The organism is Paraburkholderia rhynchosiae, assembly GCF_002879865.1.
Classification (GTDB): domain Bacteria; phylum Pseudomonadota; class Gammaproteobacteria; order Burkholderiales; family Burkholderiaceae; genus Paraburkholderia; species Paraburkholderia rhynchosiae.
Genome location: NZ_PNXY01000043.1, coordinates 13,621 through 35,198 on the forward strand (window position 1 = coordinate 13,621; position 21,578 = coordinate 35,198).

Below are 21,578 nucleotides of genomic sequence, written 5' to 3' on the forward strand. Positions count from 1 at the left end.
CATAAAAACTCGATATCCCGCTCGCCCTTCCTATGGACGGCGCGCGTCCTGTCTCTCGTGCTGGCGGCGGCCGCGAGCCTCGTGGCGGCACCGTCCTATGCTGACGATAAGGAAATCACAATCGCCTACCAGCAGATCGTCGATCCCTGGGTGGTCAGCATCGCGAACGGATCGATCGAAAAAGCGACTGGCTACAAGATCAACTGGCGGCAATTCGAGTCTGGGGCGAAAGTCGCCACCGCGCTTGCATCCGGTGACGTGAAGGTTGGCGTGATCGGCTCCAGTCCGCTCGCTGCGGCCGTCAGTCAAGGTCTCGATCTGAAGCTTTTCTGGATTCTGGACAACATCAACCAGGCCGAAGCGATGGTCGTGCGTAACGGCTCCGGCGTGACGAAGCCCGCGGATCTGAAGGGCAAAACCATCGGCGTGCCGTTCGTTTCCACGACCCACTATCACACCATGTTCGCGCTACAGCACTGGGGCATCAATCCATCTGACGTAAAGATCCTCAACATGCAGCCGAACCAGATTGTCGCAGCCTGGGAGCGTGGCGACATTGATGCTGCCTACGTGTGGAATCCGGCGCTCTCCGAATTGAAGAAAAGCGGCAAGGTGCTGATTACTTCCGGCGACCTCTCCAAGCTCGGCAAGCCCACGTTTGACGGGATTGTGGTCGATCGCAAATGGGGCGAGGATCATAAGGAGTTCATGGCAAAACTGGTCCGGGCGATTGCCGACGCCGACGAGCAATATCGGCGCAATCCTTCGCAATGGAACGCGACGTCGCCGCAAGCCGCGGCCATCGCGAAAATGATCGGCGGCTCACCGGCGGAGGTGCCGGGATCGCTGTCGCTCTATGCCTTCCCGACGCTCCAGGAGCAGGCGTCCCAGCAATGGCTCGGCGGCGGCACAACAAGCCGCGCCGCTCTTGCGCTGAAGGACACGTCGGAATTCCTCAAGAACCAGAAACAGATCAGCACCGTTCTGCCGGACTACTCGAAATTCGTGACGCCGGCTTATGCCGAGGCCGCAGCGAAGCTCAAATGAACTGATCAAAATCCGCCGGACCTGGAGGCAACATGGAAAACATGACAGTCAGAAACGTGAGCGTGGTCTTTCCGGGACGGCGTCCCGGTCAGACCGTGCAGGCACTTGACAACATCAACCTGACGATTCGCACCGGCGACTTCGTAGTCGCATTGGGCGCGTCGGGATGCGGCAAGACCACACTGCTTTCGCTGATGGCCGGCTTCATCGCGCCGACTGAGGGTGAACTGCTGCTCGGCGGAGAAACGATCGCCGGCCCGGGCGCCGACCGCGGCGTGGTGTTCCAGAAGCACGCGCTGTTGCCGTGGCTCAACGTCATTGATAACGCCGAATTCGGTCTCAAGCTTCAGGGTGTGCCGAGAGCGCAGCGGCGCGAGATCGCAGTCCGCAATCTGGCGCTGGTCGGCTTGCAGGACTTCCACAAGCACATGATCTACCAGCTCTCCGGCGGCATGCAGCAGCGCGTCGGGATTGCCCGCGCACTGACCTGCGATCCCGCGATGCTGCTAATGGACGAACCAATGGCCGCGCTCGACGCGCTCACGCGCGAGACTATCCAGGAGCTCCTGCTCGACGTCTGGAAGAAGACCAACAAGATGTTCTTCTTCATCACCCACAGCGTCGAAGAAGCGCTATTTCTTGCGAGCCATCTGATCGTGATGTCGCCGCGGCCAGGCCGTATCACGCATACCTATGAACTTGGCTTTAACCGGCGCTTTCTCGAAACACGCGACGCACGCGCTATCAAGTCGAGTCCGGATTTCATCGAAATGCGAGAGCGTGTTCTCAACATCATTTACGGCGACGAGAAGATGCACGGCGCCCAAGCCGAGGTGGCGCATGTTTAGTTCAAAATCTGCTCACGCCGTGATGCACGGCAATGCGGCTCCCCGGGAAGCGGACGCAGCCGTTCGCCCTCCGCGGAAACCCGGCCGGGGCCCTCGTGTTCTCGCGAAGAAGCCCGCCAAGCCCGGCGACACATTCGGTGTGCCGGGGCAAGGAAGCAGTGTCGCGACGAGCCTGATCACCGTTGCCGCCTTCATCGCGCTCTGGTTCGCGGCGACCAACCTGCACTGGATCAAGCCCCTGTTTTTGCCGTCCCCGCAGGCCGTCTACGCGAAGTTCGTCTATGTCGCCACCGAGGGCTTTGCCAATTCGACACTCGCGCAGCACACCGGTATCAGCCTGTTGCGCGTGTTCGGCGCTTTCGCGCTGGCCTGTCTGACCGCCATCCCTGTCGGCGTGATGATGGGCGTGTCGCGTTTCGCGCGCGGCGCATTCGATCCACCGATCGAGTTCTACCGCCCGCTGCCACCGCTCGCCTATCTGCCGCTCATCATCATCTGGTTTGGCATTGGCGAATTCTCCAAGGTCCTTTTGATTTACCTCGCCATTTTCGCACCGCTTGCCATTGCGGCGCGCGCGGGCGTGCGCTCCGTATCGATCGAGCAGATCCATGCCGCCTATTCGATGGGAGCCTCGCGTACCCAGGTGGTCCTCCACGTGATCCTGAAGTCCGCGCTGCCAGAAATCTTTACTGGCATGCGCATCGGCATCGGCGTCGGCTGGACGACCCTGGTGGCCGCCGAGATGGTCGCATCGACCAGTGGGTTGGGCTTTATGGTGCTTAACGCGGCGGAGTTTCTGGCGAGCGATGTGGTCATCATGGGAATCATCGTGATCGGCTTTTTCGCGCTCTGCTTCGATCTGCTGATGCGTTATATTGAGCGCATGCTGGTCCCCTGGAAAGGCAAAGTATGAGGAAAACCGATTCCCGGCACATCCCAGTGAACGCCACTTGAGGAAATTGTCATGCGCGTACTCGTCTTTAAGGACCGTTGCGATCGAGTCATTCAAATTGAGCTTGACGTCGACTGCACGCGCGCTGTTGCCTATCACCATGGCGAGCCTGTTGGCGAGTTAGGTATCGAGATCGATGCCAGCGGGGCCGATGGCTCTGCGTCACTCGCCAATCTGTTTGTAGAGCCGGCATACCGGCGCAGTGGCATTGCGCACACCATGCTCACCTACGCGTCCCGGGAAATCGGTCATTCCATCAATGTCGACCGACCCTCGTCGCACGGCTCACCTGAGTTCGAATCGCTGTGCCGATGCCTCGCAGTGGAAGGCGCCGTCATCTTCAACTGATGCGTGCCCTTCCGGCTCTTCGCGCCTTCGCCGCACAGCGCGCGACGCTGGCCTCAGCGACTCTCCCAAGCTGGCTCTACTCCTCCGCCGCCCCCTTCGGCAATATCGGTCTGAACCGTAGAACATTTCGGTGACCGGCCGGTAAACGCACTTTGCATGACCTGCAAGCTTACCGGTGCGTTTTCACCTACTACGCCGTCAATCCAATCAGGGGTGCGCATGAACGCGATCGTCAAGCGAAAGCCGTCTTCGACAGTTCGGCACGAAGCTATGCGCATCGGTGGGGAGAGAATAACGCGCGCCGAGGTGATCGAAGTCTTGAACCCGTACACAGGAGCCCTGGTAGGCAGCGTCCCGAGGGCCACGGTGGACGACGTGCGCCGCGCTTTCGACTACGCGCACGCGTACCGCGCGCAATTAACACGTTATGAGCGCTCGCAGATCCTGCGCCGCGCGGCAGACATCGTGCGCGAGCGGACCTACGAAATATCCGACCTCATCACCGCTGAATCCGGCCTGTGCCGAAAAGATTCCATCTACGAAGCAGGCCGCGTCAGCGACGTACTGATCTTCGGCGCCAACGAGGCGTTGAGAGACGACGGCCAGATCTTTTCCTGCGATCTGACGCCGCACGGCAAACAGCGCCGCGTATACACGCAGCGCGATCCGCTGCTTGGTGTGATCTGCGCAATCACGCCGTTCAATCATCCGATGAACCAGGTCGCGCACAAGATCGTGCCGGCCATTGCGACGAATAACCGGATCGTCGTCAAACCGTCCGAGAAGGTGCCGCTGTCGACCTGCCTCCTCGCGGACATTCTCTACAGCGCCGGCTTGCCGCCAGAAATGCTTCAGGTGGTGACCGGCGATCCGCGGGACATCGCCGACGAGCTCATCACCAACGAGCACGTGGATCTGATCACATTCACCGGCGGTGTTGCCATCGGCAAACATATCGCGGCCCGGATGGGCTATCGCCGCGCGGTGCTGGAGCTCGGCGGCAATGATCCGCTCATCGTCATGGAAGACGCGGACCTGGAAGAAGCCAGCACGCTCGCCGTTGCGGGCTCGTACAAGAACTCCGGCCAGCGTTGCACGGCAATCAAGCGGATGCTCATTCACGAGGCGGTGGCGGACCGCTTCGTCGACTTGCTGGTGGAAAAGACCCACGCGGTGCGCTATGGCGATCCCGCCGATCCGGACACCGACATGGGCACCGTCATCGACGAAGCCGCCGCAAGGTTCTTCGAGGCGCAAGTCAACGACGCGCTCAGCCGCGGCGCGCAACTGCTGGCCGGCAACGTTCGCCGAGGCGCGCTCTATTCGCCGACGGTGGTCGATCGCGTCACGCCGGACATGCCGCTCGTCAGATATGAAACGTTCGGCCCGGTGTCGCCGGTCATCCGCTTCCGGGATATCGACGACGCGATCCGGATTGCCAATTCGACCGAGTATGGCCTGTCCTCGTCGGTCTGCACGAACCGTCTCGACTACATCACGCGCTTTGTCTCCGAATTGCATGTGGGCAGCGTCAATGTGCGCGAGGTGCCGGGCTACCGGCTCGAACTCACGCCCTTCGGGGGCATCAAGGATTCGGGACTGGGGTACAAGGAAGGAGTCCAGGAAGCGATCAAAAGCTTCACCAACCTGAAAACGTACTCGCTGCCGTGGGACTGATTGCGCGCCACGGGGTCGAATCGACGCTGGCGAGTTCATTTTTTGATACAAAATGTCTCGTTTATTATAAATAAAAGTTGACCGCTTGATCGTGCATGACCTACATTTTAAACATCACTGGTTTTGGTATTTTTTGTTCCGTTTAATCTCAAAGAGCCGGAGACATATTAATGAGCGAGCATAACCCCACTACCCGCGAGGCCACCACCGCCACCCAGGCCAGCGGCCCTCAAGCAATGACGCCGTCCGAGGCGTTCGTCGAAACCCTCGCGGCCAATGGCGTGACCGACATGTTCGGCATCATGGGCTCCGCGTTCATGGATGCGATGGACATCTTCGCGCCCGCCGGCATTCGCCTGATTCCCGTCGTGCATGAACAAGGCGCTGGCCACATGGCCGACGGCTATGCCCGCGTCTCCGGACGTCACGGCGTGGTGATCGGTCAGAACGGCCCGGGCATCAGCAATTGCGTCACAGCGATCGCGGCCGCTTACTGGGCGCACAGCCCTGTCGTGATCGTCACGCCGGAAGCGGGCACGATGGGCATCGGCCTGGGCGGCTTCCAGGAAGCCAAACAACTGCCGATGTTCCAGGAGTTCACCAAGTACCAGGGCCACGTGACCCACCCTGCGCGCATGGCCGAATTTACCGGCCGCTGCTTCGACCGGGCCATGGCGGAAATGGGCCCCACCCAGCTCAATATCCCGCGCGATTACTTTTACGGTCAGATCAAGACGGAAATCCCGCAACCCCAGCGTCTCGATCGCGGCGCGGGTGGCGAGCAGCGTCTGAACGAAGCGGTGGAACTGCTCGCCCACGCCAGGTTCCCCGTCATCATTTCCGGCGGCGGCGTGGTAATGGCCGACGCGATCGAAGAGTGCAAGGCGTTGGCCGAGCGTCTGGGCGCACCGGTCGTCAACAGTTACCTGCACAACGACTCGTTCCCGGCCAACCATGCGCTGTGGTGCGGCCCGCTCGGCTATCAGGGTTCCAAGGCCGCCATGAAGCTGCTGTCACGCGCCGACGTAGTGATCGCGCTCGGCTCGCGGCTGGGACCCTTCGGCACGCTGCCCCAACATGGCATGGACTACTGGCCGACCAATGCGAAGATCATCCAGATCGACGCCGACCACAAGATGCTGGGTCTGGTGAAGAAGATTTCGGTGGGCATCTGCGGCGACGCCAAGGCCGCCGCTGTCGCCCTGACGGAGCGCCTCGCGGGACGCAAGCTTGCCTGCGACGCCACGATCGACGAGCGCGCAGGCCAGATCGCCGCCGAGAAGGCTGCCTGGGAGAAAGAGCTCGACGAGTGGACGCATGAGCGCGACCCCTACAGCCTCGACATGATCGAGGAGCAGAAGAACGAGCGCACCCCCGGCGGTGGAACGTACCTGCATCCGCGCCAGGTGCTGCGCGAGCTTGAAAAGGCAATGCCCGAAGACGTGATGGTCTCGACAGACATCGGCAATATCAACTCGGTGGCCAACAGCTACCTGCGCTTCAACAAACCGCGCAGCTTCTTCGCCGCGATGAGCTGGGGCAATTGCGGCTACGCGTTCCCGACGATCATCGGCGCGAAGGTCGCAGCGCCGCACCGCCCGGCCGTCTCGTACGCCGGCGACGGTGCCTGGGGCATGAGCCTGATGGAAACCATGACCTGCGTACGTCACAATATTCCGGTAACCGCTGTGGTGTTCCATAACCGCCAGTGGGGCGCCGAGAAGAAGAACCAGGTCGACTTCTACAACCGCCGCTTCGTCGCCGGCGAACTCGACAACCAGAGCTTTGCGGAAATTGGCCGCGCGATGGGTGCCGAGGGCATCGTGGTGGATCGGCTGGAAGATGTCGGCCCCGCGCTCAAGCGTGCGATCGACATGCAGATGAACGAGGGCAAGACGACCATCATCGAGATCATGTGCACGCGTGAATTGGGTGACCCGTTCCGTCGCGACGCGCTTGCGAAGCCAGTACGCATGCTCGACAAGTACAAGGATTACGTCTGAGAAGCTGAGCATCGACGGGGTCCTGTAGCCGTTCGGGATTCGTTGGTGCTCACAGGCCGGAAATGGGTTACGCCGGGCGTTTTCGGCCTGGCCCTCCGTTTCCGGCCTCTTTGTTCCGCTTTTCACCCTTCGCAACGTCACCGACGACTTCCATGAAAGCAATCAACCGCATCATCGACAGCGCGCGCACCAAGCCCATGCGCATCGTGTTGAGCGAGGCGGAGGATCCGCGCGTCCTGCTGGCGGCACAGCGAGCCGTCCGTGAAAGCATTGCCCGCATTGTGCTGGTGGGTGACGCCGCACAGATGCGTGAGGTAGCCGCCGCTCAAGCCATCGACCTGTCCGGCATGGAACTGGTGGACCCGGTCAGTTCGGCGCTCGCGCCGTCCTACGCGGATGAACTGTTTGCCTTGCGCAGCAGGAAAGGCATGACGCCAGACGGAGCGCGGCGCGCGATTCTCAACCCCTTGTGCTTCGCCAACCTGATGGTGCGGCTCGGTCACGCAGACGGCTCGGTGTCGGGAGCCGTCAACACTACGGCGGACGTGGTCCGCACCGCGATCCAGATCATCGGCATTGCGCCTTCGTTCAAGCTCGTTTCCAGCTTCTTCCTGATGATGCTGTGCGAGCCGTTCCACACGCTCAAAGGCGGCCTCATCTTTTCCGACTGCGCGCTAGTGGTCGAACCCGACGCGGGCCAGCTCGCCGAGATCGCGATGGCCGCAGCGGATAGCGCGCGCAACCTGCTCATGGACGACCCGCGCGTCGCCATGCTGTCGTTTTCGACGAGCGGCAGCGCGCATCATGCGGCTGTCGACAAGGTCATCGAGGCAACGCATCTGGTGCAAGCGCGCCGCCCTGGTCTCGCCATCGACGGTGACGTTCAACTCGACGCGGCCATCGTCTCCGAGATCGCGCTGCGCAAAGTCAAGCACTCGCAGGTGGAAGGGCACGCCAACGTGCTGATTTTCCCGAGTCTCGAAGCGGGCAACATCGGCTACAAGCTGGCCGAGCGGATCGGCGGCGCGAAGGCAATCGGCCCCTTGCTGCAGGGCCTGCAAAAGCCGGCCAACGATCTCTCGCGCGGCTGCAGCGCGGACGACATCTACTACGTCATCGCCGTCACGGCAGTCCAGGCGCAAGCCGCCCTGGCTGGCCGGGGCGCAGACATCCCCGCATCCCACTCCTCTCATTCATGATCGCTCAGAAGTTGCTGCCCCTGCTCGCGCTGATGGGCGCCGCGAGCTATTTTCAAACCATCACTGGCTTCGGCCTCAGCATGATCGTGATCGGCGCCGCTAGCGGCATGGAGCTTGCACCGGTGACCAGTCTCGCCACACTGGCCAGCCTCGTTACGCTCGCCAACAGCGCAACCGCGTTGCCCGGCAAGCTGCATCACATCGATTCGCGCGCCGTGTGCGCCGCGATCCTCGGCGTATTGCCGGCCGTGGTCGCGGGCGTGCTGGTGGTCAATGTTCTGAGCAGCGCCGCTTCAGGCATTTTGCAATTGCTGTTGGGCGCCGTGGTGCTGTACGGTGGCTTGAGCGCGGCGCTACGTCCCACGCCGCTGGCGCAACGCTCCGGCGACCGCAGCTTCTTCGTCAGCGGTTTGTTCGGAGGGCTGCTCAGCGGCATGTTCGGCGTATCCGGGCCACCGCTGATTTTTCAGTTTTATCGCCAGCCTCTCCCGGTGGTGCAGATTCGTTATGCGCTGATTCTGATATTCACGGTGACGTCGACGGCCCGCACGCTGCTCAGCGCCTACGAAGGTCAACTCGACGCCGAAATCTGGATGCAGGCCGCGTTCGCGCTGCCCGTGGTGGCATTGATGACGATCGTCGCGCGACACTATCCGCCGCCGTTATCGGGCGTGGTCACGCGGCGCATTGCCTATGCAATCCTGGTGGTGATCGGCGGCTCGTTGATACTGCACGCGTTAGCGCATCTGATCGTCTAGAACTACGACTACGGCACGCCGCAGCGTGCTTGCACGCGCCTACCGGCGCGCGCCAATCCATCCGGCAAGTTCGTTGAACAGCGACATCCCCGGCGGCGCCGACAGATCGATCGCGCGACAGCGGCGGTAATACGGGCTGAGATCGAGTCCGACGCCGAGGGCGAGCAACTCCACGTCGCGCAAGGCTTCGTGGTGTGCCACCACCTGCTTCAGATGATGATCGAGGTAGAAGGTGTCGTTGACCTGAGCGGTCGCGCTGTCCATCGGACTGCCATCGGAAATCACGACCAGGATGCGCCGCGCTTCGGCGCGCGCGCGCAGCCGTGAGCACGCCCAGTCGACCGCCTCGCCGTCCACGCCTTCGCGGAACAGGTCCGCCTTGAACAGCGCTGCAATGCCGGCGCGAGCGCGCCGCCAGCTCGTCGCCGCGTCCTTGAAAATGAGGTGGGAGACTTCATTGAGCCGGCCCGGATGCCGGGGTCGTCCGCCCGCCAGCCAGTCGAGCCGCGCGCGGCCGCCGTTCCAGGTGCCGGTCGTAAAGCCCAGCACCTCGGTGGCGACGCCGGCCTGATCGAGCGCGCGCGTCAGCACGTCCACCAGCATCGCCACCCGCTCGATGTGGGTCCTCATCGAGCCCGAGCAATCGATCAGGAAGCTTACGGCGCAGTCGGCCAGCGGCCTGTGCCGTTCGAGCAGGAATACGCGCCGCTCGGCCGGCGAACTGACCACTTGCGCGAGACGGCGGCCGTCGATGCGGCCATGTTCTTCGCCGAATGACCATCCGTCGCGCTGGGCCACGGCGAGCGCGGCCTTGAGCGCATACGCGAGCCGAGCCACGTTGATGCCCTGCGCGGCGATGCGCTCGTTGAGGCGCTCGCGATACTCCGCGAGCAGTTCCTTGCGGATCAATGCGCCCGGCACGACTTCGCGGTCATAGCGTGTCGTGTAGGCGCGGTAGCTTTGCCCGACGACGCTTAAGGTGCGGCTCTCGCCGGTGGCGGCAAGGCCCATCTCGACCGGCTCGCCGGCTTCGGGATCGAGCCACAGCGTGAACATCGCGAGGGCCGCTTCGTCATCGTCCGGATTCTGTGCCTCGTCTGCGGCCCATTGCGCGCTCTCGGCGACGATCATCCGACTCACGATGTGCGCCATCTCGAGCGCGTGAACCACGAACGCCCCCTGCTCCGCGCGATGCCGCCGCAGCGCCGCGAGCGAGGCACCTAGCGCCGGCACGATCGCCGCGCGCGTGGCTTCGATCAGGCCTTCGGTTTCCTCCAGCACGGGCCAGCCCGACAGGCGCGACCACGAAATCTGCGCGACCGTATAGAGCAGGATGCCCAGATGCCCGTCTACCAGTCCCGAGCGGCAGAAGGCACGCGACCACGTCTCGAACCGATGGCGCAGATTCTGCGCGAGGCCTGGCATGCCGGCCGGCGCTAGAGCTTCGCAACGCAATTGTTCGAGCAGTTCGAATACCAGCCGAGCAACCGGATCGCCGGGACAGAGACCCGCGTGCAAAGCCCTGTCGGAGTGCGTAAGACGCAATGCCGCGCCGTCTGCGGCGCCGCGTAGCGAGGCAAGATCGTCCACGGCCGGATCGACGCGCAGATGCGGCGCATGGAGCGGCAGCGGCCGCAGTCCGCGGCACAAACGCCCGCCACGGTAGTGCAGCTCGGCCTCGCCGGTCAAAGCACGCGCCGCCGCAGCGCATAAATTTTGACGCCGTTCCGCGCGGCGGGCCGCTCGCCGGTCGGCGGCTGTCGTGGCGTCCGCGCTCACGCGTCCTCGCGCTCGATAACAGTGCCGGCTTCGAGTTCCGCGCCGAAGCAGCGCTGAAAATACTCGGCTACGATGGGCCGTTCGGCCTCGTCGCATTTGTTGACGAAGGTCAGGCGAAACGCCAGCGCAGGATCGCGGAAAATCTGGCAGTTCTCCGCCCAGTCGATGACAGTGCGCGGCGACATCAGCGTGGACAGGTCGCCGGCAGCAAAGCCTTTGCGCGTCAATTCCGCGACGCTCACCATCGACTCGATGAGCGCGCGGCCGGCGTCGTCCGCCAGTTCCGGCACACGTGCGAGCACGATGCCGGCCTCTTCGGCGCGCGGCAGGTAATTGAGCGTGGCCACCACGTTCCAGCGGTCCATCTGCGCGTGATTCAGCATCTGCGTGCCGTGATACAAGCCGTTCAGATTGCCGAGGCCAACCGTGTTGGTGGTGGCGAACAACCGGAAGTACGGATGCGGATGGATCACGCGGTTCTGGTCGAGCAGCGTGAACTTGCCGGCGCGCTCTAGAATGCGCTGGATCACGAACATCACGTCCGGGCGACCCGCGTCGTATTCGTCGAAGATCAGCGCCACCGGCCGTTGTAGCGCCCACGGCACGATGCCCTCCTGGAACTCGGTCACCTGCAGGTCGTCGCGCACGACAATGGCGTCCTTGCCCACCAGATCGAGGCGGCTGATATGGCCGTCGAGATTCACGCGCACGCACGGCCAGTTGAGCCGCGCCGCAACCTGTTCGATGTGCGTCGATTTACCCGTACCGTGCAGGCCCTGCACCATCACCCGCCGGTCGCGCATGAATCCGGCGAGGATCGCCAGGGTCACTTCGGGGTTGAACCGGTATGCCTCGTCGATGTCCGGCACATGGTCGTCGCGCTCGCTGAAGGCTGGCGCCATCAGACTCGAGTCCATGCCAAACAACGTGCGTACCGAAACCATTCTGTCGGGCTTGCCTGTCACGATATCGGTCACTTCGCTCTCCTTGCCACTTCGTCACCACGACCGTACGCGCATCGAACTACCGGCGCCGCGTTATGCATCATCTTACACACTTGTTTTTCGATACAAATCATATCGTTTTTTCGCCGATGGTTACGCCGCTATTCGACGGTGTCCGGTGTCAGAAACGGGGCGTTGTTCCGGCGAGCGCGCGCCAAGTACGCCAGAAGCAGCACGCCGAGGCTCACCACGCCGAGCCACAGGGGCTGCCGCTGTTCGGGGATAAACGCCATCGCCACCAGAATGCCGATCATGCCGAGAATCGCCAGCCACGTGAGATACGGGTAGCACCACATTCTGACCCGCAGCGTCTGCGGCGCATCGCGCTCGATCCGGGCGCGCAGCTTCAGTTGCGAAATCGCGATCAGTACGTAGACGAAGATCGCCACCGTGCCGTATGAATTCACGAGAAACGCGAAGACGGTGTCGGGAGACACATACGACATCACGACCGACGCATAGCCGAATACGGTGCCGATCAGAATCGCGCGAACCGGCACGCCACGGCGGTTGACCCTGGCGAGCGCGGCCGGCGCGTCGCCGTGACGCGTTAATGCGAAGATCATCCGCGACGCCGCGTACAGCCCGGAATTGAGCGCTGACAACACCGCGGTGAGCACGATCGCGTTCATCACGCTTGCGGCGGCCGGGATACCCATCGCATCGAGCGCGCTGACATACGGCGTTGCCATGTGCGGAGAGTTCCAGGGCACCAGCGAGACCACGAGCAGAATCGAGCCCACGTAGAAGACCAGCACGCGCGTGATCACCGAGTTGGTCGCCTTGGCTACCGCCTTGGCGGGTTCCTGCGCTTCGGCCGCCGCGATCGTGACGATCTCGGCCCCGAAGTAAAAACCCGTGGCGGCGACGGCACCGCTCAATACGGGTCCAATTCCTTTAGGCATCAGCCCGCCGTGCGAGAGCAAAGTGGGCAGAACCGCGGTCACATGCTTCGCAGCGGGCCACAGTCCCAGCATATACATGCAGCCAAGGAACAGGAACACCATGATCGCCGCGACCTTGATCGACGCGAACCAGAACTCGAATTCGCCATAGCTGCCGACCGACACAAGGTTGGTTGCGGTAAGCGTCACCAGCAACACCAGGCTGATCGCCCACGCGGGGACGTCCGGCAACCAGAACTGAACGAGTTTCGCGCCCGCCACCGCTTCGACCGCGACGACGATCACCCAGAAGTACCAGTACATCCAGCCGGTCAGAAAACCGGCAAGGTTGCCGGACCCGCGTTTGCCCCCAAAGGCGAGGCGCGCGTATTCATAGAACGAGCCGACTGCGGGCATCGCGCAGGCCATCTCTCCCAGCATCCGCATGACCAGCACGACGAGCGCGCCGGTAATCAGAAACGACAGCACGGCAGCGGGCCCGGCCTGCTGGACGACGACACCGCTGCCGACGAATAGGCCCGCCCCGATCACGCCGCCAAGCGCGATCATTGTCATGTGACGCTGCTTGAGGCCCGCTTTCAATTGAGTCTTGTCTACAGATGGTTGCATGTCACCTCCAAGTTCCGTTATCCGTTCGCCGGGCGGCTCATTGCGAATTCGCGGCGCCCGCCTCTCGACGTCTTCGATACTGGATGGGGCGAGGACGCTTGCGCGTCTCGCCATCTATTTTTGTCGTTCAAGGGATCGCGCACCGCCGAACGGTGCGCGGCATATTGCGATTTCGGGGCCGCGTGACGCCTGTGCGGAGATTCGCCCGGCGCGTCAGGGTTTCTCGTCGCGGCGGAAGTAGAGTTGGTACAGCATCCGTTGCCCGATCCGCCGAAACGGTGCAAACGGATGACCCGGCAAGGGCGACGTAAAGATGGGCAGCGTCTGCTTCGCGCCTTTTCCCGCGATGCGCTCAGCAAGCCGGCGGCCGGCCTGCTGCGAATACGATACGCCGTTGCCGCCGTAGCCCAGCGCGTAGTACACGGACTGCTTCGGATCGGGCTGGTACACGCGCGGCATCATGTCGTGACTGACATCCACCCAGCCCCACCACGAGTAGTCAATCGCAACACCGCGCAAGGCCGGAAATTTGCGGCACATGCCTTCGACCAGCAACTCATAGTGGCGTGTATTCGGCGCATCGGCACCGGTAATCGCGGAACGGCTGCCGATCTGCAGACGGTTGTCCGGCAGGAAGCGATAGTAGAACCGCAAGGTGCGCGTGTCCGTGAGCACCTGGGTCGTGCGAAAGTTACACGCGGCGATCTCCTGCTGCGTGAGCGGACGCGTGACCATCGAATTCGACAGGATCGGCATCACTCGGCTCCTGAGCGCCGGGTGCAGCGTTTGGGCCGTATACGCGCCTGTGGCGATACCGACTGCCCGAGCCCGCACAATGCCGCCAGGCGTGCGCAAATGGTGAATGCCGTTGATGGTTTCCCAACCAAGCACCGGACTCGCCGGATGCACCTTGGCGCCCGCCTCGCGGGCCAGCCGTAGATAACCAAACGCCAGTTTCAACGCATGAATGCCGATCCCCTCGGGTTCGTGCAGCGCGCCGGCGGCTTCCGCGTCGTTGACATACTCGCGCTGGAAAGTGCGCTTATCGATGAGCTCGGACGGGTAGCCGAATACGTCCTTCCAGACCTTGGCCTCAGCGGCGAGTTTCTCCATGATGCGCGGCCGATGCGCGATCAGGAAGTGGCCGCCGGGTTGCGGATCGCAATCGATCTCCGCGACCAGCGACTTGAAGTTGGCGAAACCTTCCTGAATCTCGTCGTGCATTTTTAGCGCGACGTCCTTGCCCCACCGTTCAATCCATTGCGAACGCGAGAGCCGTCCCGAAGCGTTCTGACCTTGCCCGCCGTTGCGGCTACTGCAGCCCCAACTGGTCTTGTTGGCTTCGAGAACGACTGCCTTGATGCCGTGCTCGCGCGCGAGACAGAGCGCGGTCGCGAGTCCGGTATAACCGCCGCCGATGATCGCCACGTCCACGTCGACATCGCCGGTAATCGGGCCGTCGTCGGCCGGCGGCGTGCCGGCGGTCGCGACCCAGTACGTCGGCGCATATTGCTTGCCCCAGCCGGGCCCGGGTGATACGAGCGGGTCGTATGTCGGGTCATAGCGGGTGTCGTCTTCCCGGCTGGACGGCACGTCTTGCGCGACGCGTTCCATTTCACTGTGCTCCATACGAAGCTCCTGATCAGCGTCAAACGTTCTGTTTCGGACGTTCCTTGCGAAATGCCCGCTTGACCGCGATGAGTCCATCGCGAAACTCGAACAGGTCGCAGCCCTCCGCCTCGATACGCCAGCCTTCCGCGTGTGTCCCCGTGAACAGCCATTCGGATACGCCACGTTCGCCGATCACGTAGTGGCGGCCGTTGCCCCAATGGGCATCCGGAAAGGTCTTGAATACGGCTTCGAACGCTGCGCGGGTGGCGGCCTTGCCGACAAAGCGTGTGCCGAACACTTCGGGGCCGCCTGCTGCGTCGAACACGCAATCGTCGGTCATGAAGGTCATCAACGCCTCTGCGTCGTGACGATTGAACGCATCGGAAAACGCGGCCAGCGTATCGGCCGTAACCTGACGTACTGGGGTCTGTATTTGAGCCATTGCTCTCTCTGCTCCTGGATGATTTTCGATTAGCCGTGGGATGCCGCGACCGGTCGGCGATCCGTGGGGAAATTGTAGGCAGGGGGTTTATCCGGCCGGTAGGTCCAGTGCGCTGCTTTCGGTTGGTGCAGCGTCTAGGGCGCGTGTGGGGCGGGTCACGACCACTTGTCCGGCATCTGCTGAATTGGACTCATCGACTCCCCTCAACTGGCTCTATGGCTCTGTTTTTTTGTTCGGCAACACTGGGGAAACGGACATTTAGCGGTTTTGTTTTCAGCGGTTTTTTGGCCTGTCTTATGCGTGTCCTTGCGCGAACGCCAGATGCGATGGCAGCGCGTGTCCCTCACTTCACGCTGCATGGAGTCGATGTGCTCAAACTGTTTATCGGACTCGGTGTCCCTTATCTGGGTGTGATCGGCCTTTTACCGTGGGTCGCATCCGTCGACAGGTTCGTACTGGGCGTGCCATTCATCTATGCGTGGATCTTCGCGTGGTTCGTTCTCACGTCCGGCTGCCTGCTGATCTGCTGGCGCGTATTCGACAGCCGCCACGACGATACCCACCCGCAAAACCGCTAAAGGAGTTCCCGGATGGCCACCGCCGTATTCCTCGGCTTCATCGCTTTCTCGCTCTATCTCGCGGTTCGCTCAAAACAGGGACGCGGCCCGCAAAGCGTGCATGACTTCTTCGTGGCGTCGCGGCAATTCGGCGCTTATCTGGTGTTTTTCCTCGCAGCCGGCGAGATCTACAGCATCGGCACGATGGTCGGTTTTCCTGGCGGCATCTATGCCAAGGGACCCACTTATGGCGTCTGGTTTCTGGGCTACATTCTGCTGGCCTATCCGGTGGGCTATTTCATCGGGCCGAAGATATGGCAAGCGGGCAAGCGCTATAACGCGATTACGCTACCCGATCTGTTCAAGGGTCATTTCCAGAGCCGTTCGCTCGAACTGATCGTCGCGGGCTCGGCCATCCTCTTTCTGTTGCCGTGGGGCCAGTTGCAGTTCACCGGGCTCGTCGCCGCGTTGAACGGGCTCGGCTGGCACTTCAAGCCGCTGTACCTGATTCTGATATCGGCGCTGCTCGCCTTCACGTACATCGCCATCGCGGGCGTGCGCGCGTCCGCCTATATTGCGGTACTCAAGGACATTCTGATGGTCGCCGCGATCGTCGTAACCGGCGTGGCGGTGTCGATGGAAGTCGGCGTGACCGATGTCTTTCATGCGGCAAGCCTGCATGTGAGCAACCGGATGAATCCGCACCAGTTGACCTTCTCGATGAGCACCATGCTGTTCCAGTCACTCGGCTTTTACGTGATGCCGTTCGCTGTGCAGAATTTCTTCACCGCGAAGAGTGCCAACACGATCCGCCGCACGCAGGTCGCGATGCCACTTTACATGCTGATGTACCCGTTTCTGGTGGTCGCGTCGTACTACGCTATCAGTCAGAATCTGCATCTGGCGTCGCCGAACGAAGCGTTCTTCGCCGCCGCGGTTCGGCTCTTGCCCGGCTGGCTGCTCGGACTCGTCGCGGCCGGAGCGTCGCTTTCCGGCTTGCTGGTGCTGGCCGGCATCTGCCTCGCTATCGGCCCGATCGTGACGCGCAATCTGCTGCCGAATCTGCCCGAAACCCGGCAGAAAAAGAGTGCGAAGATGGTGATCGTGCTGTACCTGCTGATATCGATCGTCATGACGCTGCTTACGCCGAATCTCATGCTCACGCTAATCAACACCACTTACTACGGCGTAACGCAGTTCTTCCCCGGTGTCATGATCATTCTGTTCGGTCTGCGTGTGCGGCCCGCCGCGATTGCGGCCGGCATGTTGACGGGACAGATCCTCGCGATCATCCTCTACGTGCTGCAAATCGATCTTGGCGGCTTCAATCTGGGATTGCTGTGCCTCGGCGTGAACCTGCTCGTCCTCACCGCGGTCAATCTCACGGCGAAACCGAGCCGTGCGCACGCATTGTCCTGACCGACCTTCCATAAACGCCCAATGAACCAGACAGGAATCACAAGCATCACGAGCCCGATACAGGTTTTCGTCGCCAGAAAAATCGTGACGATGAACCCCGCCCAGCCTCATGCCACCCATGTCGCCGTACGCGACGGCCGCATTCTCTCGGTGGGCAACGCCGAAGACGTGCAGCAATGGGGCCCCGCCGAAATCGTCGACACCTTCCGCGACAAGGTGCTGATGCCGGGTTTTGTCGAAGGCCATTGTCATCTGATGGAAGGCGCGATGTGGGACGCCGTCTACCTCGGCTACTACGACCGCCGCGGACCGGATGGTCGGCGCTGGCCTGGCCTGAAGACGCTGCATGCGGTGATCGAACGCCTGCGCGAGGCGCAAGCGGAGATGACATCGCCGGACGACCCACTTCTTGCGTGGGGCTTCGATCCGATCTTCTTCGGCACGAGCCGCCTCTCGGTGCGCGAACTCGACACGGTGTCGTCGGAGCGGCCAATTGTGATCCTGCATGCGAGCGTGCATCTGATGAACGTCAATTCGGCGATGCTGTCCCGCGCCGGCATAGACGAAGAGACGGATATCGACGGCATCGACAAGGACGAAAACGGACAGCCTACCGGCGAGTTGCAGGAGTTCGCCGCGATGTTCCCCGTGTATCGGGTAATCGGAAGCGGCCTTTCCATCGCCGCGAGCGAGCGCAAGGAGGCCATCTGGAATTTCGGCCGCGTCGCGCAGCTTGCGGGAGTGACGACGGCCACCGACCTCGTCAACGACTTCTCCGAACTGGGGAACCGCAACCTGCGCGAAACCACCGCGGACCCGGATTTTCCGGTGCGGATCGTGCCCGCCTTCGCGCCGCAACGCAGTCCTGAAGGCGGTGTGCGGCAGGTACTGGCCGCGATGAAAACCGCCACGCCGAAGCTGCATTTCGGGCCAGTCAAATTTATCGTCGACGGTTCGATCCAGGGCTTTACCGCGCGCCTCAAATGGCCCGGTTATCTGAACGGCAAGCCCAATGGCCTATGGCTGATTCCTCCAAGCCAATTTGTCGAGGTATTCACGCCGTTTCACGAAGCGGGTCTGCAGCTCCATATCCACACCAACGGCAACGAGGCGACTGAACTCGTGCTGGATGCTGTGGAACAGATGCTCGCGCGCCATCCGCGTCGCGATCATCGGCATACGCTTCAGCACTGCCAGATGGCGGACGCGAGCCAGCTCGCGCGTGCGGCGAATCTCGGCCTGTGCATCAACTTCTTCTCGAATCACCTCTACTACTGGGGTGACGCGCACTACATGCAGACCATAGGCGCCGACCGCGCGAATCGCATGAACGCGGCTGAATCGGCACGCCGTCTGGGCATTCCGTTCGCATTTCACTCCGACGCGCCCATCACCCCGCTCAATCCCCTCTTCACCGCATGGTGCGCGTCGCAACGCGAAACGTCGTCGGGCCGCATTCTGGGCGCGGGCGAACGTGTGCCGATCGCGGATGCGTTGCGCGCGATCACGCTTGGCGCCGCCTACACGCTCAGGCTGGACCATCTGGTGGGCAGCATCGAGGTCGGCAAATTCGCGGACTTCGCCGTGCTTGCGGAGGATCCGGCGAAAATTGCGCCGCAGCGTCTAAAGGATCTGGAAGTGTGGGGCACGGTGCTCGGCGGCCGCATCTTTCAGGCGCCAGCGGGATGAACCGGATTCCGCTCGTCGTCGTTGGCGGCTATCTCGGCGCGGGAAAGACAACACTGCTCAATCATGTGCTGAGGAACGCGGGAACGCGACGTATCACAGTGCTCGTCAACGACTTCGGCTCGATCAATATCGACGCGTCATTGATCCGCGAGCGCACCGCCGACGTGATCAATCTGGAGAACGGCTGCGTCTGCTGTTCGATCGGCGGCCGGCTCGTCGAGGCGCTTCTCGCCATCAGCTCGCGGGCCGACGCGCCCGATTTGCTGATCATCGAAGCGAGCGGCGTCTCCGATCCGCTGCGGATTGCGCAGATTGGCCTGCTCGACCGTGCTTTCCGGCTCGACGGAATCGTCGTGCTCGTGGATGCCGAGCGCATTGCGGAGACGCTTGCCGATCCTTATGTCGGCGATATTTCACGACGGCAGATTGCCGGTGCAACAGCCATTGTGCTGAACAAGATGGATTTGCTCGACCGGCCTTCCAGGGAAGCGATAGTCGCGCGTGTTGAAGTACTGGCGAGTCATTGTGTGATGTTGCAAGCGACGCGCGGTGCGATACCGCTCGGCCTGATTTTCGATCAGAACGTACGGCACGCGAGGCGCGATACCAGCAGCGCGCCACTGACGGGCACGCCTCTTCCATTGGACCTGACCAGCTTCTCGTTCGTCACCGGCGCGCGCCTGGATCGAACGAGGCTGAAAGAAGCGCTTCAGGGTTTGTCCGCGAAACTGTTGCGAGCAAAGGGCTTCGTGCGTCTGGAAGGCGGCGGCGCATTGCACGAGTTGCATGTCGTCGGCAGCCGCGTGGTAATGAGCCGGCGCCCGGATCGAACGTCTGCCGAGTCTTCCATCGTTCTTATCGGCAGGTTCAGCGCCGAAGACGAAATGCGGGCAAGGGCCGCGTTGGAAGCGGCGGAGGTAGATCAGTCGTAGAAGTTTTGCACCGTGGAATATCCACGGCGCAATATCTTCAGGACGCCTGCCGATAGTAGAGATTCTGGGGATGCCGCGCCTCGGCAAAGAAAAACCACCGCTCGGCGACAAGCCCCGCATACTGGATCAAAGCGGCCGCGCACAGCAGCCACAGCGAGATAGCGGCCGATGGCACGGCACCGCCCAACGCGATGAGCGCAAACGGCAACGCAAAGGCGGCCACGAGAAACGTGATCTTGATGCGTCGCAATGTCTGCGCGGTCCGTCCGTGAAAGAACTCACGCAGGTTGAACGCGCCCGCGGTAAAGCCGCGGGACTTCTGCACCACATTCGGCGCCTTGATGCCCGTTGCGCTTTGCACTGTCGATTTCGGCCGCAAGCGCGCATTGCGCCGCAAAGACGCGACGCGGCTCGCACAACCCGCCAGCGTCAGCACGCACGCGCCTCCGGCAAGCACGGCGACAAGCGCGGGCGCGAGCCACGCCGCGCAGGCCGTCGCGACGGTGAAGCCGGACGCGCAACCCAGCAGCACGAAGTTCACGAGCGTAAGCGGTGTCGCCCATTCCTGCAGGAAACGAAGGCACGCATAGATCATTGCGGTGCACAGGAACAGCGTGGCGCTCGCGAGCACGCAAAGCGCTCCAATCGCGAAGGACCACGGCGAACCGAGCCAGTGCGCGATGCCATAGGCGCACGCGCAGCCAAGAAAGACCGGCAGACACAGACATTCGCGCGACAGCCACGACGTACGCCACATCGCAATCGCTCGCCACGCGCGCTCCGGATGCCCGAGATGGAAAAACGACGCGAGCAGCCCTAACGCGCCGAGCAGTACGGACAGCGCGGCGCCGACCACAAAAAACATCTGCGACGGCAGCGCGGCCGCCGCGATCAACCCGAGCCGAGCCGCTAGTTCGACGCCGAACAGCGCGATCAGCAAGCCTTGGGCAGCGCCGCTTAGGGTGGTCAGAAAAACGACTGAGAATGCAGGTTTCATACTGTTTGCCTTGGCCAAGTACCTGAACAAAGTGTTACCGCGTCAGATGCGTTTTGCCGCGCTCACGAGGTTGAGCATCCCGCGTTCGAGTTGGGACTCGATCGGATCGACAGACGACGCCGGCACGGCAGCGGCTTCGGCTTCATTGGAACCGCATGAACATGAAGTGCTCGCGCAACCGCCCGTCTTTTGCCGCGGGAGGTAATGATTCGCGGGACGCGTGTTCCATTCGGGCATCAACTGATAACCGCCGCGCTCGCGAATCGCTTTCGACACGATCGAGTCCGGATCGTGAATGTCGCCGAACAATCGCGCCGACGTTGGGCAGGCCAGCACGCATGCCGGCTTGCGATCCCGTTCGGGCAACGCTTCATTGTTGATGCGGTCCGAGCACAGCGTGCACTTGGTCATCTCCTTGCGCTCTTCGTCGATCTCGCGCGCGCCGTAGGGGCACGCCCACGCGCAGTACTTGCAGCCGATGCAGCGGTCGTAATCGACCAGCACGAGCCCATCTTCCTCGCGCTTGTAGCTCGCGCCGGTCGGACAGACGGGCACGCACGGTGGGTCTTCGCAATGCAGACACGACTTCGGAAAATGGATTGTGTCGGTTAGCGGATATTCGCCCGCCTCGAAGGTCTGCACGCGATTGAAGAAGGTGCCCGACGGATCGTCGTCGTACGGACGGAAATCCGCGAGGCTGCCGGCCTCGCCCGACGTGTTCCATTCCTTACAGCTCGTCACGCAGGCATGGCATCCCACACAGACGTTCAGATCGATCACCAGCGCCATCTGGGTCATCGCA

Annotated in this window: 19 protein-coding genes; 12 read left to right on the forward strand and 7 right to left on the reverse strand. The window is 62.3% G+C overall.

Features of this window, described 5'->3' with window-relative positions:
* Positions 1–12 precede the first annotated feature (12 nt).
* The 8 genes from tauA to C0Z16_RS32980 all read left to right on the forward strand — a co-directional run bounded on the left by tauA (position 13) and on the right by C0Z16_RS32980 (position 8,832).
* Positions 13–1,047, forward strand: a complete 1,035-nt coding sequence (tauA, locus tag C0Z16_RS32945) for a taurine ABC transporter substrate-binding protein (RefSeq protein WP_407070719.1) — start codon at positions 13–15, stop codon at positions 1,045–1,047.
* Positions 1,048–1,079: 32 nt separating this feature from the next.
* Positions 1,080–1,895: a taurine ABC transporter ATP-binding protein gene (locus C0Z16_RS32950; RefSeq protein ID WP_102636202.1), complete on the forward strand. Its 816-nt coding sequence runs from the start codon at positions 1,080–1,082 to the stop codon at positions 1,893–1,895.
* Positions 1,888–2,808: an ABC transporter permease subunit gene (locus C0Z16_RS32955; protein ID WP_102636203.1), complete on the forward strand. Its 921-nt coding sequence runs from the start codon at positions 1,888–1,890 to the stop codon at positions 2,806–2,808. Before C0Z16_RS32950 ends, C0Z16_RS32955 begins: the two co-directional genes overlap by 8 nt.
* A 51-nt stretch (positions 2,809–2,859) precedes the next feature.
* On the forward strand, positions 2,860–3,195 hold the full coding sequence (locus C0Z16_RS32960) for a GNAT family N-acetyltransferase (protein ID WP_102636204.1): 336 nt from the start codon (positions 2,860–2,862) through the stop codon (positions 3,193–3,195).
* Positions 3,196–3,414: 219 nt separating this feature from the next.
* On the forward strand, positions 3,415–4,872 hold the full coding sequence (gene phnY / locus C0Z16_RS32965) for a phosphonoacetaldehyde dehydrogenase (RefSeq protein WP_102636205.1): 1,458 nt from the start codon (positions 3,415–3,417) through the stop codon (positions 4,870–4,872).
* A gap of 170 nt (positions 4,873–5,042) precedes the next feature.
* On the forward strand, positions 5,043–6,875 hold the full coding sequence (gene xsc, locus C0Z16_RS32970) for a sulfoacetaldehyde acetyltransferase (protein WP_175130761.1): 1,833 nt from the start codon (positions 5,043–5,045) through the stop codon (positions 6,873–6,875).
* 152 nt (positions 6,876–7,027) lie between these two features.
* Entirely contained in the window at positions 7,028–8,074 is a 1,047-nt protein-coding gene (gene pta / locus C0Z16_RS32975) for a phosphate acetyltransferase (protein WP_102636207.1), read from the forward strand.
* A complete protein-coding gene (locus C0Z16_RS32980; RefSeq protein ID WP_102636208.1) occupies positions 8,071–8,832 on the forward strand; it encodes a TSUP family transporter in 762 nt (253 codons plus the stop codon). The genes pta and C0Z16_RS32980 overlap by 4 nt, the downstream gene beginning before the upstream one ends.
* Positions 8,833–8,871: 39 nt before the next feature.
* On the opposite strand, the gene C0Z16_RS32985 is transcribed toward C0Z16_RS32980, so the two are convergent.
* The 5 genes from C0Z16_RS32985 to C0Z16_RS33010 all read right to left on the reverse strand — a co-directional run bounded on the left by C0Z16_RS32985 (position 8,872) and on the right by C0Z16_RS33010 (position 15,182).
* Complete coding sequence (locus C0Z16_RS32985) at positions 8,872–10,611, reverse strand: cobaltochelatase CobT-related protein (RefSeq protein WP_244201443.1); 1,740 nt, start codon at positions 10,609–10,611, stop codon at positions 8,872–8,874.
* On the reverse strand, positions 10,608–11,588 hold the full coding sequence (locus C0Z16_RS32990) for an AAA family ATPase (protein ID WP_102636210.1): 981 nt from the start codon (positions 11,586–11,588) through the stop codon (positions 10,608–10,610). Before C0Z16_RS32990 ends, C0Z16_RS32985 begins: the two co-directional genes overlap by 4 nt.
* 128 nt (positions 11,589–11,716) lie before the next feature.
* On the reverse strand, positions 11,717–13,129 hold the full coding sequence (locus C0Z16_RS32995; RefSeq protein ID WP_102636211.1) for an amino acid permease: 1,413 nt from the start codon (positions 13,127–13,129) through the stop codon (positions 11,717–11,719).
* Positions 13,130–13,342: 213 nt separating this feature from the next.
* Positions 13,343–14,743 (reverse strand): NAD(P)/FAD-dependent oxidoreductase, encoded by a 1,401-nt coding sequence (locus C0Z16_RS33005; RefSeq protein WP_102636213.1) that lies wholly within the window; start codon positions 14,741–14,743, stop codon positions 13,343–13,345.
* A 34-nt stretch (positions 14,744–14,777) separates the two neighbouring features.
* Entirely contained in the window at positions 14,778–15,182 is a 405-nt protein-coding gene (locus tag C0Z16_RS33010) for a nuclear transport factor 2 family protein (RefSeq protein ID WP_102636214.1), read from the reverse strand.
* Positions 15,183–15,550: 368 nt separating this feature from the next.
* Between C0Z16_RS33010 and C0Z16_RS33015 the strand changes: the two genes are divergently transcribed.
* From C0Z16_RS33015 to C0Z16_RS33030, 4 genes are read left to right on the forward strand one after another with little or no spacing between them, the layout of a single operon-like run.
* Positions 15,551–15,760: a DUF3311 domain-containing protein gene (locus C0Z16_RS33015; RefSeq protein WP_027798334.1), complete on the forward strand. Its 210-nt coding sequence runs from the start codon at positions 15,551–15,553 to the stop codon at positions 15,758–15,760.
* Between the two features lie 12 nt (positions 15,761–15,772).
* Complete coding sequence (locus C0Z16_RS33020) at positions 15,773–17,158, forward strand: sodium:solute symporter family protein (RefSeq protein WP_102636215.1); 1,386 nt, start codon at positions 15,773–15,775, stop codon at positions 17,156–17,158.
* Between the two features lie 21 nt (positions 17,159–17,179).
* The gene (locus C0Z16_RS33025) at positions 17,180–18,847 is read left to right on the forward strand and encodes an amidohydrolase (RefSeq protein WP_102636216.1); all 1,668 of its coding nucleotides are present in this window, start codon (positions 17,180–17,182) and stop codon (positions 18,845–18,847) included.
* Positions 18,844–19,779 (forward strand): CobW family GTP-binding protein, encoded by a 936-nt coding sequence (locus C0Z16_RS33030; protein ID WP_102636217.1) that lies wholly within the window; start codon positions 18,844–18,846, stop codon positions 19,777–19,779. The genes C0Z16_RS33025 and C0Z16_RS33030 overlap by 4 nt, the downstream gene beginning before the upstream one ends.
* A 37-nt stretch (positions 19,780–19,816) precedes the next feature.
* On the opposite strand, the gene C0Z16_RS33035 is transcribed toward C0Z16_RS33030, so the two are convergent.
* On the reverse strand, positions 19,817–20,776 hold the full coding sequence (locus tag C0Z16_RS33035; RefSeq protein ID WP_102636218.1) for a dimethyl sulfoxide reductase anchor subunit family protein: 960 nt from the start codon (positions 20,774–20,776) through the stop codon (positions 19,817–19,819).
* 42 nt (positions 20,777–20,818) lie between these two features.
* Entirely contained in the window at positions 20,819–21,574 is a 756-nt protein-coding gene (locus C0Z16_RS33040) for a 4Fe-4S dicluster domain-containing protein (RefSeq protein ID WP_102636219.1), read from the reverse strand.
* Between the last annotated feature and the right edge of the window lie 4 nt (positions 21,575–21,578).